Below are 17,742 nucleotides of genomic sequence, written 5' to 3'. Positions count from 1 at the left end.
TCTCCTTTCTCACAACTCCATGTCGTGTGTTTTGGATTTGACCGGGGATTTCTTCTCCGGCTGTGTTTTCGCGGCAGCTTTGAGCTGATTGCGGATGGAGGGCTTTTCCTGCTTCTGCTCCTGCTTGACGTATTCCAGCGTCGGCATCAGCTCACGATAGCAGCCCTGCGTTTTCCGCGCCGCATGACGGCGATGGATTTTGAACAGCGGCTCACCGTTCTGCGTGACCGTGTTGCCCTCAATTTTGACGCCGTTCCGCGCCAGCAGATTGAAGGAGTGGTTAGAGGCGCGATAGGACGCCCGCATACCGTCATTGTTATAGGCAATCTGCCCCTTGAGCGTGTCCATGATGGCGGCTTTGATTTCCTTCTCTTCGGCGGTCAGACGGTGTGCCTTCGGTGCTTTCGCTGCTTCCTCCGGCAAGGGAGCAAGGGGGGACTTGACCTCCACGGTTTTTACCTCAATAGAGGTAATCTCATCATTCTCCCATGCAACGACCTCTGGGTCTCTTTCCGTTGCCTTCTCAGAAGTGACATCCTTTTGAGCTTCGGTCTGCTGACGGAACGCATCGACGAAAAGTGCTGTCAGTCCGGGATTGGGTTTATCCACAAGGAAGCGGGAGGCGTTCTCCGGACAGACCTCAACGCTCTTCGCCCACTCCTTGAGGGGCTGCGGAATGCGTCCGTCAAAGTCTTTCTGCTGAATGGTGTTTACGAGGACATATCGGACGCGCTCCGGAGAGAACTGCTCAAGGACACTTTTCACGGCAGCATCCGCATCCAGCCGGTTGTCTCCGTAGTTAGAACTGATTGCCGCCTCAATCGCACGGCGGCATTCCACGTTTGCAGTGAGAGAAGCACGATATGACTCCAGCTCACCGGCTTCATAAGCATAATTCGCCGTCTCGCGGTAAACGGGGACTTCCGGCATCGGCTCTGCGGGGGCTTCGGTATCTTTCTCTGCGGACTGCGCTTTCTCTGCCAGCAGCACCTTGAGCTTGGCGTCAATGCCCTCGATCATTTCAGCCGCCGTCTTGCGGATGGTGTCCAGAGAGCTTTTCAGTTCCTTGGTTTCCTTGCCGGAAGACCAACCGGCGATGTAGCCGAAGGAGTAGTCCGAGGTTTCAATGCCGTACCGCTGACAGACAGTGTAGGCTACGCTTTCTGCCTCAACCTCCTTGGTATGACGATCCTTCTTTTCTTCGGGGGCGGTTTTCTCGTCAGGCTTGAAGGCGTGGAGCTTGGCGTGAGCGATCTCATGAATGGCGGTTTTGACCGTCTGGATTTCGCTCATACCCTCCTGAATGGCAATGCGGCTTTCAACCGGCGAGAAGAATCCCTTTGCGCCGCCCGGAATATCCTCAAAGGAAACGGGGACGGGAGATTCCTGCTTGAGCGCATCGAAGAACGCCTCGTAGTTCTCGACGGTGCCTTTCAGTTCATCGACGATGATGTCCGGAAGCTCCTTGCCGTCCGTCTGGGAAACATCGAAGACACTGACCACCTTGAAGGCAGGACGCAGAACCTCAACCGTCTCCGTGACAGTCTTTCCGTCTGCACCGATCACCGGCTTCTGCGTCACGGGGTCAATCTTCTCGCGCTCTTCCTGAGCCTTGTACGGCGTGGGCGCGAGAATCTTGATGCCCTTTTCGCCCTTCATGACCTGACGGTCGAAGTTTCGCTGCCACGAGGTATAACCGGCAACATAGGTTGCTTCTGGCTTCTGCATCGCAATGAGCAGCGTGTTGTTGAAGGAATAGTTGTAGAACTTGGACATCGTGCGGAGATATTCCTTGAACCGCTCGGATTCAAACAGCTCCTTGATGCCCTGTTCCAGCTTGTCCGTAATCTCGCGGACTTGCTGTGCATTTTTGTTTTCAGCCATCTCAAACCTCCTTTTCTTATTTGCTTTTGGGCGAAGAAAACCCCGTCTGGAATTTGCTCAATAAACGAGCCTTTACCTCAGATGGGGTTTCTCTGCGTGTCATTCGACGATGGAATATGTTGTCTTCCTTCTCCCATTCAATCAGTCGGTCAAACATCTCAGGGTGCTTCGTGACCATGTGCAGCAGCTCCGAGTCACTGGCGTTGGGACAGAACCAGCAGCCGTTTCTCCGGCAGTGAGCATAAATTGGGGAAAGCAGCCCGTGATCCTGACAGAGCTTGTAGGCGTCCGCCTCGGTCATACCGTATTTGGCAAGCAGACTGACCTTCGTTATTTCATCCAGACGAGCAAGGCGTTTTGGCTCATCCTCCGCGATGCCGACATAGCTCACGGTGTCCGGAGAAAGCGCGGCATTGTACTTTCGGACGGGCGGGATTTTGCAGTCCCGATTGACCGCGCACATCCCGGCCCACGCAAAACCGCGAACCTTGCCCTTGTGCGGTCCGCGGGAGATGACATGATGGAACACCTCATCGTAGGTCTTGTCCGCATGGAGAATGGTGAACTTGATGCCCAGCTCCTTTTCGCAGAAGGGCTTGAGCCGGTCATAAATGAAGTCCCGGTGTTCCGGGACTTCGCCGCTTGTGTTTTTGTCGAACATGACCTCACTGAAAACCGCCTCGTCAAGCGGCTCATTGTGCTGTGCAGCCAGCAGGAGCGTCGCTACACTGTCCTTGCCTCCGCTGCAAGAGGCAACATACTTCGGGCGGATCATCGGTCAAACTCCATCTTGAAGCTGACATATTTGCCGCCGCTGTCATCCAGACGGATCACTGCATCGTAGAGCTGGGGCTTCTTCGGCGTGTAAAGCCCAGTCACGCGGCACCAGCCCTTGTCCAGCAGCTCCTTTGCAATCTTCTTGGTCAGCTTCTTTTTCTTGCTGGAAAAGAACTTGTTGTCTTCCCACAGGCAGAAGGAGCAAGCCTTGTTCGAGCAGTAGAAGTTGCCTTTGCCGACATAGACCGGAGAACCACAGCGGGGACACTTGCCGATTTCCTCCTTGCCCGTGCCGAAACGCTGGGCTTCGGCATCGGAGAGGAAGGGATAGGCTTTCACGAGATCCCCGGTCATCCGGACAATGCCGCTGAGGAAGGCGTCCGCATCTGCCTTGCCGCGTTCAATCTCCATGAGCGTGTTTTCCCATTCCGCCGTCATTGCGGGAGAAGTGATCTGTTCCGGCAGGACGCAGACAAGGTTGCAGCCGTCCTTTGTGGGAATGAGGGATTTGCCCTTGCGTTCAGCAAAGCCGGACTTTACCAGCTTTTCAATGATACCGGCGCGGGTTGCGGGAGTGCCGAGACCTTTCTTCTCGGTGTCATCGTCGAACTGATCGTTTCCGGCAGTCTCCATCGCAGACAGGAGCGTGTCTTCCGTGTACTGCTTCGGGGGTGTCGTAAAGTGTTCGGTGACGCTGGCGGACACACCATCCAGAACATCGCCCTCATGGACTTCGGGCAGGGACTTCATGGGATCGTCCTTTTCCTTCGTCTTGAGGGAAGCCTTGAACAGCTCTTCGATGGCTTTCCATCCGTTTTGAACGACGGTCTTCCCCTTGCTCTTGAACACATAGCCCTCGCAGGAGAGCGTGATCTGCGTTTCTGCGTAGGTGTGCTTCTCGCCGGTCGCACACAGAAGGCGCATCCCGACAAGATTGAGGATTTTCTGCTCTGACTGAGGGAGCGCGGAAACATCCTGCTTTTCAAGCTGGACAGTCGGGAGAATGGCATGGTGATCTGTGACCTTGCTGTTGTCGGTCACGCGGGCAATGTCCGGCGTAATCGAAACGCCGGAGAAAAGCGGAAGTTGGCGGCAGACGATAGAAATGACCTGACGGGCAGTGTCCTCCATATCATCCGTGATGAACTGACTGTCCGTGCGCGGATATGTCAGGAGCTTTTTTTCGTAGAGCGTCTGAACGAGATCGAGTGTCTGCTGGGCGGTGAAGCCATAGTATCGGTTAGCCTCGCGCTGCAAGGTGGTCAGATCGTAGAGCTTCGGAGGATTGACGGTTTTCGTCTCCCGCTTGAGAGAAGAAACGACGGCTTGCTTTTCCTCGCAAGCCGCCGCAATTCTCTTTGCTTCCTCTTCGGTTTTGACCTTTTCCAGATCGGCGGTCAGATCACCCTTGCCGACGTGGACGTTGAAATACTTCTCCTTATGGAACGTGGAGATTTTCCCGTCACGCTCCACCAGCATTGCAAGGGTCGGCGTCTGGACGCGCCCGACCACCAGCTTCTTGTGATAGAGCGTGGTGAAAAGGCGGGTGCCGTTGATGCCGACAATCCAGTCCGCCTTCGAGCGGCTGAGTGCCGCTTCATAGAGACGGTCATATTCTTTGCCGTCCCGGAGATGCTGGAAGCCTTCGCGGATGGCGGAGTCCTCCAACGAGCTGATCCACAGACGCTTGAAGGGCTTGGTGCATCCGGCTTTGTTGTAGACCAGCCGGAAGATCAGCTCACCCTCGCGTCCTGCATCGGTTGCACAGACCAGATCGGTGACGCGCTTGTCCTTCATGAGAGAGGACAGCACCTTGAACTGCTGGGCTTTGTCCTTCGTGACCTCGAACATCCAGTTTTCCGGAACAATGGGCAGATCGTCGTACCGCCACTTGGCATACCGCTCATCGTAGGAGCTGGCGTCTGCCAGCTCCACCAGATGACCGAAGCACCACGAAACAATGTAATTGCCGCCCTCCATGTAGCCGTCCTTGCGGGACGTCGCGCCCAACACCTTTGCGATGGACTGGGCAACACTGGGCTTTTCAGCAATGACTAAGATCAATCTTCATCACCATCCGTTTCAGCATCCTCCGCAATCTGCGGCTCATCATCCTCGTTGATGTACGGCTCTTCTTCGTAGCCTTCATCATCAAAGAAGTCCATATCTTCATCCTTGGGCTTTCTGCCCTTGACGAACTTGATGTAGTAATAAGCTGCACCCGCAGCACCGGCAAGAACGAAGATGACGAGGATCATGCCGATGTTGGATTTCTTTTCGGGTTTAGGGGCGGGAGCATCGGTTTCTGCATCCTTATCCGGCTCAGGTGTAACGGGGGCTGTGCCGTTGCATTCGCTCATGTTGGTCTTGCAGACCGGGCAGTCGGTGTTGACCTGACCGACAGCGCATTTCTCCTTGCAGTTACAGGTAGTCAGAGCAGCCGCAGTATCATCATCCAGCAGCGCAAGCAGATCGCTCTCATCGACCATGTTGAGGAAGTACGTCTGATACTGTTCCTCATCTTCGTTCATCGGCGCATCGTAGTCGATGACAATGAAGAAGGTGTTGCCGCTCTTCGTCTGGACTGTGATGAACTGCTTGTTGGTTGCTTTATCATAGAGCAAGTCACGGGTGTAGGCGTTGCCCTCATCGTCAATCGGCTCACCCTTCGGCTTTTCTGGCGCGGGTGTGACTGCGGGCTGCTGTTCCGGCTGGGTTGCCTCTGTGACCGGAAGGTTCTGATCGGTGTCATCGGCATAGGCAAACGCCGTCACCGAGAAGCAGGACAGAACCATGACGCAGACCGCAAGGACGGTCAGAAAACGAAACTTCTTACGCATTGTCGATTACCTCCGTATTTTCGGCGGGCTTGTTGCCGCCCTTCATGGAAGACAGGAACGCCATGATCTGATCCTTGTCCATCACCATAGAGCGCACGGTATTGATGATTTCAAGGTTTTCCAGCTCTGTCTTCTTGTCGTACAGCTCCTTGAGCTGACCTTCGATTTCGGACTTCTTCTTTTCAGCCTTCTCAATGTCGGAGAGGACTTTCTGATACTTGGGATTCATGCAAAACTCCTTTCTTTTAATAGGCGGGTCTTCCGAAGGCGTAGAAATGCTGCTGCCAGTAGGAAGAGTTGATGGATGTGTACTGAATGGGGTCGCCGCAGTGGATCATGACCCCATCACCGACATAAATGCCGACGTGGGACACACCGGGGGTGTCATATGTCCCGACGAAAAAGATGAGATCACCGGGCTGGGCATTCGCCTTTGAAACCGGCGTACAGACGTTGTAAAGCCCCTGTGCGCCAAGCCGTCCGGTATTCACAAGACCGCTGTTTGTGAGAACATAGCTGACAAAGCCGGAGCAGTCAAAGGACGTGTTGGGATTGGAGCCGCCCCACACATACGGATAGCCGAGATACTTTTCCGCCTCGGTGATCAGTGTCGCAAACTTCTCGTCGTTCAGGTATTCCGGGTTGACATCGTAGTCGGCGGGATGATTGGTGATGTACTTGTCCACATAGGGAGAGTCACCGAACAGATCCTCGCGGTTGCCCAGCACCGACATATACGTTGCGTACATGGAGAGCTGTTCCTGAGACATGATATAGACCGGGACATGGGAGAGATTGAAGTTTTCGAGTTTCACGTTGCAGATGTAGTAGTCATACGGGACACGATAGGTTTCCGTGTGCGTGTTGCCGTCTGCATCCGTCCATGTGTCGGTTTCCGTGCGGTATCTGGTTTCGACGATGACCTCTTCGGTGAGGATGTACTGCTTTTCAAACAGCATTTGGAGCGTACCCTGCACCTCATCCAGCGTGAACTCGCCCTCGTGGAGAGCCGAGAGAATGGAGATCAGCACATAGGGGTCATGCTCAATATCATCAAGATCGAAGTGGTATTCATCGTAGTTGTGAGTGCTTTCGTAGTTATCCAGATAGCGTTGCAGCTCTTGCTCCATTTGGCAATACTGCGCCTCCGCGCCCAGCATCGCGTCATCCTCACTGAGGTAAGAAGAAGCGATAACCGACGAACCGGTAGAGGTGAGCATCGAACACGAGCTGATTCCGGCACCGAGCAACACGAGAAGGGCAATTCCGACGCCGATCCAGATGAAGACCTTCTTGTTCTTCTCAAAGAACTCCTTGATCTTGTTGGACGCCTTCTCACCGAGCTTCTTGCCGGTGCTTTTTGTGGCAGTCCCGGCAGTCTGAGAGCCGGCATTTCGAGCGGCGGCATATTCCTTCTTAATGTTCTGCTTCTGGTAGTGCTTGTTCATGTTCTGCTTCTTCATCTCAGGATGCTCCTGCTGATTTCGCTCATATTGGAGCTTCGCATCAGCAGCATCCGTCTTATGTTCCAGCTTGGAGACCTTCTCATAAGGCTTGTTGACGCTGTTTTCCCGATGATGGCTGAAATGCCGAGCGGCAGTCTCAGCAGCAATCTCCGTTTTATGCGCCGCCTCAACCGCCGAGTTTTCCTGTTCGACCTCATGGATTTTTCCGTGAATGCCGGAAGCAAGGGTGTCACCGACCTTGCGGACAGTTTTGTCCGCCTCAAATTGCAGCTTGCCTTTGCCCTTCGGCTTTTTCAGCTCATCCTCAAAGTGAAGGCGGGTTTTGCCCTTGTCGGTTTCCTCATCGAAGACACGCTCTTTCTTGAGAACCTTGTGCGTGGGCAGCTTCTCACGGGCTGCATCCAGACGCTCGTGCGCCTTCTCAGACTTTCTTTCGAGCTTCTGCACCCGCTTCGTGGGCGGGACAGCACCGTCCGAGACCGGCTTTGCGGAGGCAGTCTCCGCCGCTTGAGTGAGAACGGCATCTGCATCTACTGCTTCCACCGCAGAGGTCTTGCGCAGTTTGTGCGTGACAACCGTTTCGGCAATCACCGTGCCGGTATGCGAAGAAACACCGTGCTGCTCCAAAGCAGGCGGCTTGAACGGCGTTTCCGATGAGGGCAGCGGTTCGGGTACATTCTGGGGTGGATTTTCTGCCCTTTTCTCTTCCGTGACGGACGTTTCCGAGAGCGGCTGTGTGTCATTATCCTCAGCGTGTTCCTCCTGAAACTGACGCTGCTGACGGCGCATCTGCACCTTTTTCTGTTCCTCTGGGGAAAGAGCTTCGGAAGGCTCGACTGTCTCACCGGGCTTCACCAGCTCCGCATCTTCCAGCCTCTTTGACACACGCTGCTCGGTGCCAGCCGTCAGGTTTTCCTCAACCGCGCCTTCCCGCGTCATCCGCACGACCACCTTGTCACGGGCTTTGAGTTCCGGTTCCTTGGACATCAGATTTCACCTCCAATCCGCTTGTAGGCAAGCTCGGTGTACGCCGGATTCAGCTCGATGCCGATGAAATGACGCCCCATCTGTGAGGCAACCATGCCGGTTGTGCCGCTTCCCATGAAGGGATCAAGCACAATACCGCCTTCGGGACAACCGGCAAGAAGGCAGGTTTCAACCAGCTTCGGAGGGTAGGCGGCGTAATGACCGCCCTTGAAGGGAACGGTGTTGATCTTCCAGACATCGCGCTTATTGCGAAGCGGATTGATGTCTGCGTCCTTGATCTCACCATGCTCACGGGGGCGGTTGATGGACTGCGGCTGAGGCTGACCGGGAACGGGCTTGCCGTATTTGTTGCCGCCTTTCATGCCGCGCTTGAGGCGTTCTGCCGTTGCGGGAGCAATCGGCTCGGAGATCGCCTTGTAGTCAAAGAAATACTTCTTGGACTTTGAGAACAGGAAAATATGCTCATAGCAGCGGGCGCAGCGGTCTTTGACACTCTCCGGCATGGGGTTATCCTTCATCCAGATGATGTCGTTGCGCAGATACCAACCGGTATCACGGAGGGCAAAAGCCAGCATCCACGGAATACCGATCATGTCCTTCGGCTTGCAGCCCTCAACCTTGTTGTTGAGAGCCACAGCCTGACCGTTTCTGCCGTTGGGGTTCTTCGGGTCAATAAAATCACCCTGATTGCCCTTTCCAGCGTAGGTGTCCGAGATGTTCAGCCAGAGCGTACCGTCTGGGCGTAAAACGCGCCTGACTTCGGTAAACACTTCCGTCAGGCGCGAGATATATTCCTTCGGCGTTGTCTCTCTGCCGATCTGAGCCTCCATGCCGTAATCGCGGAGCGCGTAATACGGAGGGGACGTCACACAGCAATGAACGCTGTCATCGGGCAGGGTTTTCAGGATTTCAAGGCAATCGCCGGTATGAATGATGTCAAGCTCTATAAAAACCAGCTCCTTTCTTCGGATTTGAGCGCATATCAGTCGGAGTAATACTCGTCCGGCTCGTAGTCCTCATCTTCCATGAAGTCCTCGTCGAGATCGTCAATCTCGTCCGCCCAACGGTCGAAGATTTCCTCGGCTTCCTTTGCCGCCTCACGATAGAGGTTCAGGCGGTTCTTCTCAAAGGCAGCGAAAGCAGGGACGAACTTACCAAACTCGCGGATTGCCCTCATATCCTGCGTGCGCATATCTGCGACGCACTGAATGATTTCGGACATCGTGAGCAGATCGTCGATCATCAGCTCATACTTGTCCTTGGGGATAGTTACGGCTTCATCATCCGCCGCGTCTGCGAAAGGGGTATTCTCGTCGCTGTTGCTGCTTTCGGGAACATCAACCTTGAAATAGAAACCGATCATATCCACAGCTACCTTGGTCATAATCTGACGCGCCTCCTTGACCTTCTCGTCGATGTCCTCCCTCACATGGAGGTAGGCGCGATGATGCTTCTTGAGATCGCTTTCCAGTCGGATCAGATCGGTCAGCTCCCACAGAGCCTTAAACAGCGCAGAGGTGTTCTCTCCGTATTCGATAGCGTCCGCATAGGGAATGGTAATCATCTTGTTGTTCATATTCAAAAATCCTCCTATCAGTTCTGTACGGTTTCTTCTAAGCGGGTGGTCATGATGCGGTAGAGCTGAGTGTCCTTCGGGAAATCGTCCTTGAAGGGAACGATGGTCGAGCCGTAGAAGATCAGCCCCTCACCGGCATTGGAATTGGTGATGTAGTTCTGCTGGCTGGGCGAGATGTTCAGAGCCTTCGAGAGAATTTCCCGGTCTCCCGACGCCTGATTCAAAAGGTAGACAAAATCCGAGTTCTCAAAGATATTCTCGATCTCACGGGACGCAAGCAGGTCCTTGACGTTCTGGGTGATGCCGGTCGGAATGCCGCCCCATTTTCTGAAACGCTTCCAAATTTCCACGGAATACGCGGCGGTCTGTTCTTCCTTCAAGAGCAAATGGAACTCGTCCATGTAATAGCGCGTAGCCTTATGCTGGGCGCGGTTGATCGTGACCCTGTTCCAAACCTGATCCTGCACGATGAGCATACCGAGCTTTTTGAGCTGCTTGCCGAGTTCGCGGATGTCGTAGCAGACGAAACGGTTGTTGACATCCACATTCGTTCTGTGATTGAAGACATTCAGAGAGCCGTGAACGTAGATTTCAAGGGCAGTTGCAATGCGTTGTGCCTCCGGTTCCTTCTGATTTCTCAGAATGTTGTAGAGGTCTTCGAGGATCGGCATTTTCTCCGGTTTGGGGTCTGCAAGAAACTCCTGATAGACCATACGGACGCTGCGGTCAATGATGGTCTTCTCAACCGGCTGCAAGCCGTCCTTGCCGCCGACAATCAGCTCACACATGGAGAGAATGAAGTCGGATTTCAGCGTCAGCGGGTTTTCCTCTTCGGAGTAGTTCGTGTTGATGTCCAACGGATTGATGTAATCCGTGCTGACCGGCGAGATACGGATAACCTGACCGCCGAGCTTCTGCACGAGGGGAAAATACTCTGCTTCGGGGTCGCAGACGATGATGTCATCCTCCGTGATGAGGAAGGCGTTCGTCATTTCACGCTTTGCGGAGAAGGACTTACCGGAACCGGGCGTACCCAAGATCAGTCCGTTGGGGTTTTTGAGCTGCTTGCGGTCAACCATGATCATGTTGTTGGACAGCGCGTTCAGCCCGTAGTAGAGAGCTTCACCGCCCTGAAAAAGCTCCTGCGTGGTGAACGGCACGAAAACCGCTGTGCTGGAAGTGGTCAGTCCTCGTTCGATTTCCACCTGATTGACGCCGATAGGCAGAGAGGACATCAGCCCCTCTTCCTGCTGGAAGTCAAGACGCTTGAGCGCACAGTTATACTTTTGGGCAATGGCGGCGGTCTGGAATACCGCGTTTTCGAGCTTCTGGCGATTGGTTGCCGTATTCATGATGAGGATAGTCACAAGAAACAGTCTCTCATTGCGGGTCTGGAGATCCAGCAACAGACGCTTTGCCTCACCGCCGAAGGTAGCGAGATCGGACGGAATGATGTCCATATCGTAGCCGGAGCGGACTGCCTTTTTCTGCTCTTCAATCTTCATCTTGTCGAGGTCGGTGATCTTCGACTTGATGCTCTTGATCGCCTTCGCCTGGTCAATCGTCCGGATATGAAAATTGACCGTGATGTTGCTGTCCATCTCAAGGAAGTCGGCAAGCATACGGTCATTGAGTTCCGGCGCGAGGATTTGCAGGAAGCTCACCGCGCCGATGGTTTTGCCCATCTTGAAGCACTTGCCTTCACGGAAGTCAAAGGAAGTGGGAGCGATGAAGTCCTTGCTGGAAAGTCCTGTCCGGGCAACCATATCGAAGGAAAAGCGGAACGGCTCATTGCTGTCCATATTGAACACATCATGAAGCACTTTCAGCCGTTCGTAGCCGGACAGCGGCTCGGTTCTCACGCCGAGAGTTTTGAAGTTGTTGAGGATGTCGGTTTCAATGCGTTCGAGCTTCGGCTTTGCCGTGCGGAGGGAGTCCGCCTCAATGCCGAAGGTGATGTACTTCTTCTTGATCAGTCCGTTGTTGCCCTTGGTGAGCTGGCTTTGCAGCATTCCGGAATACTCGGAGCGGATGTCGTTGAAATCGTCCTCCTGTGCCGGAATGTTGATGCGCTTGCGAAACTCATTGAGGCTTGCCTTCTGATTGATGAAGGAGAGCTGGACGAAGATCGAGCTGTCGAAGTAGTTCAGAAAGTCGCACCAGTTCTCAAAGATGGCAGTTTTGTCCTCGTTCTGCGCAAGCTGGTAGTTGATGTCCTCAAAGGCGATGGACTTCGTGTAGAGGCGGCTGTTTACCTTGCAGATACCGTCGCGGCACATCTCCACATAGGGAATGGTCTGCTGGGCGGACTTGCGGACTTTCTTTGCCTTCCTGTCCTTTTTCTTCTGCATGACGATCCGCTTCTTTTCCTGAGCGGAAAGGGCATCGCCGTAAACGACGCCGTTCTTGACCGTCATCTTAGGCTTTGCCTTTGCTGTGCTGTTGTTCAAGCTGCAATTCCTCCTGTTCTTTGATTTTCTGCTGAATCTCAGCGTAGAGATTGTTTGTGCGATAGGGACGAACCTTGTCGCGGATGAACATGGACTGTACGATGTGGTACAGATACTTTTCGGCGGGCTGTCCGTCCTTCTCGTAAAGCGCGAAGAAGATAAACGGGAGCATGATAACCACCATCAGCATTGCCGCCGTAGACAAGTCGAGATGCGCCTTCGCCAGAAAGAAGATCGGGACGCCGACCGCCGCAGCGATGGAAAAACAAATGAGCTGCCGCTTGGTCAGGTTGAACATGACCTTCGTTTTGACGCGGTTAAGATCCTTTGGGACCGGAACAAATGCCATTGACTGTTTCCTCCTTTCCGAGAGTAATGCTGCATTCGACCTCATTGCCCCAAACGTCCCAGCCTTCGGGAGACTGACGGGCAAAAAGCTCTACACGGGGAAGGTCTCCCATGAGCCGGACAATGCGCTCCCGCGCTTCATCCGGCTTTTTGGAATGCTCTTCGATATGGCTGAGGATGACCTGACGCACACCGGCGTCAACACGCTTCGGATGTCCCTTCGTAGCAAGGATGCAGATTTCGGCGTTCGCCCTTGTCCAATACCCCATGCCGGTGAAGAGATCATCGTTCTTGCGGTTTTGCTTCACCCATACAAAAGCCACGGTCTTATAGGAAAAGCCCCATGCCGCCAGCACTTCGAGTGCTTCACAGAGGCACGGGAACGTGATCCAAAGGAACAGGGCGCAGTCCTTCGCGGCAAGCTCACCGACCGGAAGCGCCTTGATGTCCTCAATGCACATTGTCGGGTAGTGGCTTTCTGCCGACCGTCCCTGTCCCTTCTTGGAGTAAGTCCGATACGCCCAAGGGGGATCGGCGTAGATGATGCTGTACTTCTTCATGCTGCCGACCTCCTTAGTGCGCATGGAAAATGGATTTTGCGAGGCTTCCGGTCTTGAACAGCGAGAAACACAGAATGACCGTGTACGCCGCCACAGAGAACAGAGCCGAGTGAATGTTGTCTGCAATAATCATGCCGTTGATCAGCACCGCATAGATGCCGACGCAGACCATGATGAGAAAGCCCTGAAATGCCAGAGCGAACAAGCCTTTCAGATAGTTCGTGCCGATGCTGCCCCATTCGCGGTTGCTCATGGTTGCGATGGGAATAGGCGCAATGCTCACGGTGCAGTAAATCTCAATCATGCGCCCGTAGAGAATGACCGTAATGAGGATCGCCATGATTTTAAGGCACAGGCTGATCAGGAGCGTTTCTATCGACAGTCCGAGCAGTTCTCCGACGCCCATGTTCTCCATGCCGGTACGCATCTGCGCAATCGTCGCGTCAATGTCAATGCTCGTGCTGCCGTGGATTACTCCGGCTGCACCGGAAACCACGTTCTGCCCGATGTCGAATACTGCCATCACGATGTCAAACGTATGCGTCACGAGGTAGATCGCCACAGCCGCCTTGAAAAACCACTTGAAGAACATCCAAGTGTCCATGTCGTGAAGGTTGTTTTTCTCGGTGATCATGGAAATCAGCTCGTAGCACAAAACGAAGGTGATGATGATACCAGCGATGGGGACTATCACGTTTTCGGATAGTCCCCGGATCATCTGGTACACGCCGCCGTTCCAGCCGGACGGTGTTTGCCCAACTTCGGCGGCAATCGTTCCTACCTTCTCGTTGACATCGGAGAACATATTGGTCAGGTTGCTCTCGATCCATCCGATCAGCATATCCTTGAGAGCTTGTTCGATCTTTTCTAAAATGCTGCCCAATATTTCACCACCCTTCGGTTAAGCTGGGCTTGCCGTGGATTAGCCGAACAAACCGGAGAGCAGGGGGATGAGGGTCGTGCCGATCAGCACCACACCGCCGCCAGCCATGAGCTGCTTGATGCCCTGAGACTTAGCGCCGGGGTTGTCGTTGCCGTAGCCTTCCATGAGGTTGACAACACCCCACACCGCAAGACCCGCACCGAGGGCGATAACAAGCGTCTGGAGAACCGTAACTGCCTGATTGATAAATGCCATACTTGAATTTCCTCCTTAAATCGTTGGTGAATTGTGAAGGGCGAGTGCCTTTTCCAGCACCCGCCCCGATGGTTACTTCTGCGCGGCTGCCGGATTAACCGAACAGACCGGAGAGCAGAGGGATGAGGGTCGTGCCGATCAGCACCACACCACCGCCAGCCATGAGCTGCTTGATGCCCTGAGACTTGGCGCCGGGGTTGTCGTTGCCGTAGCCTTCCATGAGGTTGACAACACCCCACACTGCGAGACCTGCACCGAGGGCAATAACGAGTGTCTGAAGAACCGTGACAGCCTGATTGATGAAAGCCATAGATTTTCCTCCTTGATTTGAAAAAGATTGGTTGTGTATTTTTGAAAATGGGCATAAAATGGGCATAAAAAAAGAAGCCCCGTCGCTGTTCTGCTTTGGGTTGAGCCATCAGGCTTTACCCACTGCGCAGTGCAGCGACGGGGCTTTAATCTGCATCGACCTCGCCCATATCATAGAGGTCGAATGTGTCATCGGGCTTGACTACCAGCTTGTGCTGCCGGTACTTCTCGATGTCAAAGGCGTTCCGCTTGTCGTAGTCGGAGAGCTGCCGGTACTTTGGATGCTTCGTAATGTCGTATTTGTTACTGAGAAAAGGTCTCACGCCTCGAAGCTGCAAAATACACTTGGCTCCGTCCATGACGGCGATCTCATCCTGAGACATCAGTTCTTTGCCGGTTTTCTGATAGTTCAAACCATAGGAGTTGTTGTTGGAACGGGTTTCTGAGGTGTTGTAAAGGTCGATTGTCTCCTTGCCCAGCACCTCGCTGATTTCCTTGAGAGTCGATTTTTCTTTTCCGCCGAGGAAAAGTGTGCAGTCACAGTTGCCCGTGATGGTGTCCGCCGCATCCTTGTAGATGGTCTTGAGCTGAGACTGGGACTGCAAGATGATTGACGCCGAGATTTCCCGGCTTCGGATGGTTGCGATGAGCTTATCAAACTTCGGGATTTGACCGATGTTCGCAAACTCGTCCAGCAGACAGCGAACATGGACGGGAAGCCGTCCGTTGTAAACGTCATCTGCTTTGTCGCAGAGAAGGTTGAAGAGCTGGGAATACATGATTGCCACAACGAAATTGAAGGTATCGTCGGTATCGGAAATGATGACGAACAGCGCCGTCTTTCGGTCTCCGATGGTGTCCAGCTCCATTTCATCGTAGCTCATCAGCTCCCGCAGCTCTGCGATGTCGAAGGGCGCAAGCCTTGCACCGCAGGAAATTAAAATCGACTTAGCGGTTTTGCCCGCCGCCAGCTTGTATTTGCGGTATTGCTTGACCGCAAAGTGGTCAGGGTCGCGGGCTTCCAGCTCATCGAACATGACATCCACTGGGTTCTTGAAGGTCTCATCGTCCTCTCTGGCTTCCGAGGCATTGATCATTTCGAGCAGGGTAGTAAAGTTTTTCTCGTGGTCGGGTGCCTCGTACCAGATGTAACCGATGAGGGCTGTATAGTACAGCTTTTCCGCCTTCACCCAAAAATCTTCGCCGGATTTATCGCCATCTCCCTTCGTGTTGACGATGATCGTATTGACCAGCTTGAGGATGTCCTTCTCGCTGCGGATGTAGCTGAAAGGGTTGTAGTGCATGGATTTCCGGAAATTGATGGTGTTCAGCGACTTGATGACATAGCCGCCCTTTTCGAGCATCTTGCCGCACTCTACCAGCACCGTACCCTTCGGGTCGGTGACAACGTATGAACTGTGCATCTGCATCAGATTTGGTTTTACAAAAAAGCGCGTCTTGCCTGAGCCGGAACCGCCGATGACAAGGATGTTCTTGTTGCGGGCGTATTTCGGCTGCTTTGGACGGCTGTTCATGGTCAGGAACTCCGTCTGCGTCAGAATGACGTTGTTCGAGAACTCCGGGTCCATGTACGGCTTGATGTCCTCCGGCTTACCCCATCGTGCAGATCCGTATTCTTCGCCCTGCCGAAACTTCTTGCGGTTCTTGCCCTTGACATAGACCGCCAGCTTGAGCAGTACGCCAGCCGACAGACCGATGAGAAGATCGACGGGATGAAAGCTGGGCAGCGGATTTGCAAAGGCAGAGCCGAACACGGCAAAGCCGTTTGTCAGCTTGTCGATGAACGCTGCGCCGGGGGCGAGACGAAACACGGCGGCGATCTTATCCGCGAAGTAGAAGGCGAAGACATACGGAAGGTTCAGAAGAATGAGCTTCTTCACATCGGGCTTGTTCACAGCTCCACACCCCGATCCTTGGTCTTGGCCTTGACCTTCTCCTTGTGCTGCGCCTTGCTCTGGGCTTTCTCCTGATCCAGCTTGTGCCGGATGGACGGCTGTTCCTTCTGCTTGACAGTCTTGGCGGAGAACTCCTTGAAAGCGGCGGTCATCACATCAACGTCCCGCCCTTTGAAGAAGACAAGGTAGCTGGGCGGTTCTACGGAAACGTCCTTCTTGAGCGCAAAGTCCAGACCGTATTTGCTGGCAGTCCGCTCAAAGGACTTGATGTTGCCATCCGTCACCTCGATGTTGGAGATGGCGGCGTTCTGACTCATCAGATGCTTGATGGACTGCTTACCGCGATAGGTTTTTGGCTGCTGCATCTGTTTCTGCGCCTTCTCAATCTCCTGCACGAACTTGTCCAGTGCCTTTTTCAGCACCTCGGCTGAGATTTTGCCGCCCTTGATCATGATTGCAACAACTTTGGTGTTGACTTCATCCTGCATTGCAGTGATACCTCCTTTCCTTGAAATGATTGAGGGAATGCTGCCTCAGCTAAGGCGGCACAATCCGGCGATAGATGATTTTCATTTACACTGTCCTCCTTTCCGAGCATTGCTCACGATAGTATTCATTAAAGAGTGTCTTCACAAAGGCTATAATCGTAGGTCTTCGGCTTCTTTGACCCTGCCGATCTGTCCTGCCCGTAGAAATCATGATTGACGAGCGCGGAGTAGTAATTGTCTATCGTCAGAGAGGCGTTATACAGAGCGGTCAACAGGTACGCCCGGATATTACGGATGTCTGACGGGTTCTTGTTCATTGCTTCCAGAACGTACTCTATGTGGCTGCTATTCAGCTTGAGAAAGCGGGACTTAACCACTTGCTGCGGCATATCCTCGCCATTGATACGGATGGTCGGAGCGGTAGAGCAGACGGCATCCAGCATGATGTCCATGATCTCCCGGAAGCGGTCTTTATCGAACTTCGGATCCTGACAGAGAATGTTGTAGTCAAGATTCTCTTTGATAATCTCTTCATACTCGCTTCGCTCATCCATCCTGTCCATTCCATCAAGATTGATGGATTGATAGTTCTTTGAGAGAGTATTTCTTTCTTGAGTAATTACTTGGATAGTATTTCTTTGTGCGGGATTTTCCCTATGGGGATTCTCCACGTCGGGATTCTCCACATCGGGATTTTCCCTGTGTGGATTATCCCTGTGTGGCAAACCGGCTTGCGGCATCTCATAGATGTCGAACTCCGTGCTGACCATTCTGCCCTTATCATCTCTGCCACGGTGACGGACAAGGTAGCCGTTTTCCTCAAGCTCCTTGAGTGCCGAAAGTATGGCGTCGGGACCTTCCTTGCAGAGTGCCGCAAGACCACGGGTGGAGAACTGCCAGCCGTCGTTGAAGGACAGCATCTTTGAGAGAAGACCGACTGCTTTGAGGGAGAGGTTCTTATCTCTCAGGTGGGTATTGCCCATGACCGTGAAGTCACGGGTTT

General features: G+C 53.6%; 17 protein-coding genes. All 17 read right to left on the bottom strand.

Annotated elements, in window-relative coordinates; genetic code table 11:
* Positions 1–9 precede the first annotated feature (9 nt).
* The 17 genes from WMO66_RS11245 to WMO66_RS11165 all read right to left on the bottom strand — a co-directional run bounded on the left by WMO66_RS11245 (position 10) and on the right by WMO66_RS11165 (position 17,722).
* Entirely contained in the window at positions 10–1,884 is a 1,875-nt protein-coding gene (locus WMO66_RS11245) for a DUF3849 domain-containing protein (protein WP_349136526.1), read from the bottom strand.
* 16 nt (positions 1,885–1,900) lie between these two features.
* On the bottom strand, positions 1,901–2,659 hold the full coding sequence (locus tag WMO66_RS11240; protein ID WP_349136525.1) for a phosphoadenosine phosphosulfate reductase: 759 nt from the start codon (positions 2,657–2,659) through the stop codon (positions 1,901–1,903).
* Positions 2,656–4,725 (bottom strand): DNA topoisomerase 3, encoded by a 2,070-nt coding sequence (locus WMO66_RS11235; protein ID WP_349136524.1) that lies wholly within the window; start codon positions 4,723–4,725, stop codon positions 2,656–2,658. The genes WMO66_RS11240 and WMO66_RS11235 overlap by 4 nt, the downstream gene beginning before the upstream one ends.
* Entirely contained in the window at positions 4,722–5,501 is a 780-nt protein-coding gene (locus tag WMO66_RS11230) for a DUF4366 domain-containing protein (protein WP_349136523.1), read from the bottom strand. Before WMO66_RS11230 ends, WMO66_RS11235 begins: the two co-directional genes overlap by 4 nt.
* Positions 5,494–5,730: a DUF4315 family protein gene (locus WMO66_RS11225; protein WP_349136522.1), complete on the bottom strand. Its 237-nt coding sequence runs from the start codon at positions 5,728–5,730 to the stop codon at positions 5,494–5,496. The genes WMO66_RS11230 and WMO66_RS11225 overlap by 8 nt, the downstream gene beginning before the upstream one ends.
* Before the next feature lie 16 nt (positions 5,731–5,746).
* Positions 5,747–7,954, bottom strand: a complete 2,208-nt coding sequence (locus WMO66_RS11220; protein WP_349136521.1) for a C40 family peptidase — start codon at positions 7,952–7,954, stop codon at positions 5,747–5,749.
* Positions 7,954–8,784, bottom strand: coding sequence for a DNA-methyltransferase (locus tag WMO66_RS11215; protein WP_264297028.1), 831 nt, complete (start codon positions 8,782–8,784; stop codon positions 7,954–7,956). The genes WMO66_RS11220 and WMO66_RS11215 overlap by 1 nt, the downstream gene beginning before the upstream one ends.
* 152 nt (positions 8,785–8,936) lie before the next feature.
* A complete protein-coding gene (locus WMO66_RS11210) occupies positions 8,937–9,530 on the bottom strand; it encodes a nitrogen fixation protein (protein WP_349136520.1) in 594 nt (197 codons plus the stop codon).
* A 17-nt stretch (positions 9,531–9,547) separates the two neighbouring features.
* Positions 9,548–11,947 (bottom strand): VirB4-like conjugal transfer ATPase, CD1110 family, encoded by a 2,400-nt coding sequence (locus WMO66_RS11205; protein WP_349136537.1) that lies wholly within the window; start codon positions 11,945–11,947, stop codon positions 9,548–9,550.
* A 1-nt stretch (position 11,948) separates the two neighbouring features.
* Positions 11,949–12,329, bottom strand: a complete 381-nt coding sequence (locus tag WMO66_RS11200) for a PrgI family protein (RefSeq protein WP_005934790.1) — start codon at positions 12,327–12,329, stop codon at positions 11,949–11,951.
* Positions 12,298–12,912 carry an MT-A70 family methyltransferase gene (locus WMO66_RS11195; RefSeq protein ID WP_435387798.1) on the bottom strand — a complete coding sequence of 205 codons (615 nt, stop codon included), beginning with the start codon at positions 12,910–12,912 and terminating at the stop codon, positions 12,298–12,300. The genes WMO66_RS11200 and WMO66_RS11195 overlap by 32 nt, the downstream gene beginning before the upstream one ends.
* Positions 12,902–13,771, bottom strand: a complete 870-nt coding sequence (locus WMO66_RS11190) for a VirB6/TrbL-like conjugal transfer protein, CD1112 family (protein ID WP_349136518.1) — start codon at positions 13,769–13,771, stop codon at positions 12,902–12,904. The genes WMO66_RS11195 and WMO66_RS11190 overlap by 11 nt, the downstream gene beginning before the upstream one ends.
* 39 nt (positions 13,772–13,810) lie before the next feature.
* Positions 13,811–14,026: a Maff2 family mobile element protein gene (locus WMO66_RS11185; protein WP_005934794.1), complete on the bottom strand. Its 216-nt coding sequence runs from the start codon at positions 14,024–14,026 to the stop codon at positions 13,811–13,813.
* 94 nt (positions 14,027–14,120) lie between these two features.
* On the bottom strand, positions 14,121–14,336 hold the full coding sequence (locus WMO66_RS11180; RefSeq protein WP_005934794.1) for a Maff2 family mobile element protein: 216 nt from the start codon (positions 14,334–14,336) through the stop codon (positions 14,121–14,123).
* Positions 14,337–14,481: 145 nt separating this feature from the next.
* Positions 14,482–16,251 (bottom strand): VirD4-like conjugal transfer protein, CD1115 family, encoded by a 1,770-nt coding sequence (locus WMO66_RS11175; protein ID WP_349136517.1) that lies wholly within the window; start codon positions 16,249–16,251, stop codon positions 14,482–14,484.
* Entirely contained in the window at positions 16,248–16,739 is a 492-nt protein-coding gene (locus tag WMO66_RS11170) for a PcfB family protein (protein ID WP_110442450.1), read from the bottom strand. The genes WMO66_RS11175 and WMO66_RS11170 overlap by 4 nt, the downstream gene beginning before the upstream one ends.
* Positions 16,740–16,867: 128 nt before the next feature.
* Positions 16,868–17,722: a DUF6017 domain-containing protein gene (locus tag WMO66_RS11165; protein WP_071699624.1), complete on the bottom strand. Its 855-nt coding sequence runs from the start codon at positions 17,720–17,722 to the stop codon at positions 16,868–16,870.
* Positions 17,723–17,742: the final 20 nt, after the last annotated feature.

It is taken from the genome of Faecousia intestinalis, assembly GCF_040096185.1.
In the GTDB taxonomy this organism is placed as follows: domain Bacteria; phylum Bacillota; class Clostridia; order Oscillospirales; family Oscillospiraceae; genus JAZOXB01.
The sequence above is the reverse complement of the archived record's forward strand: the minus strand, read 5'-3'. Positions and strand labels throughout refer to the sequence as shown.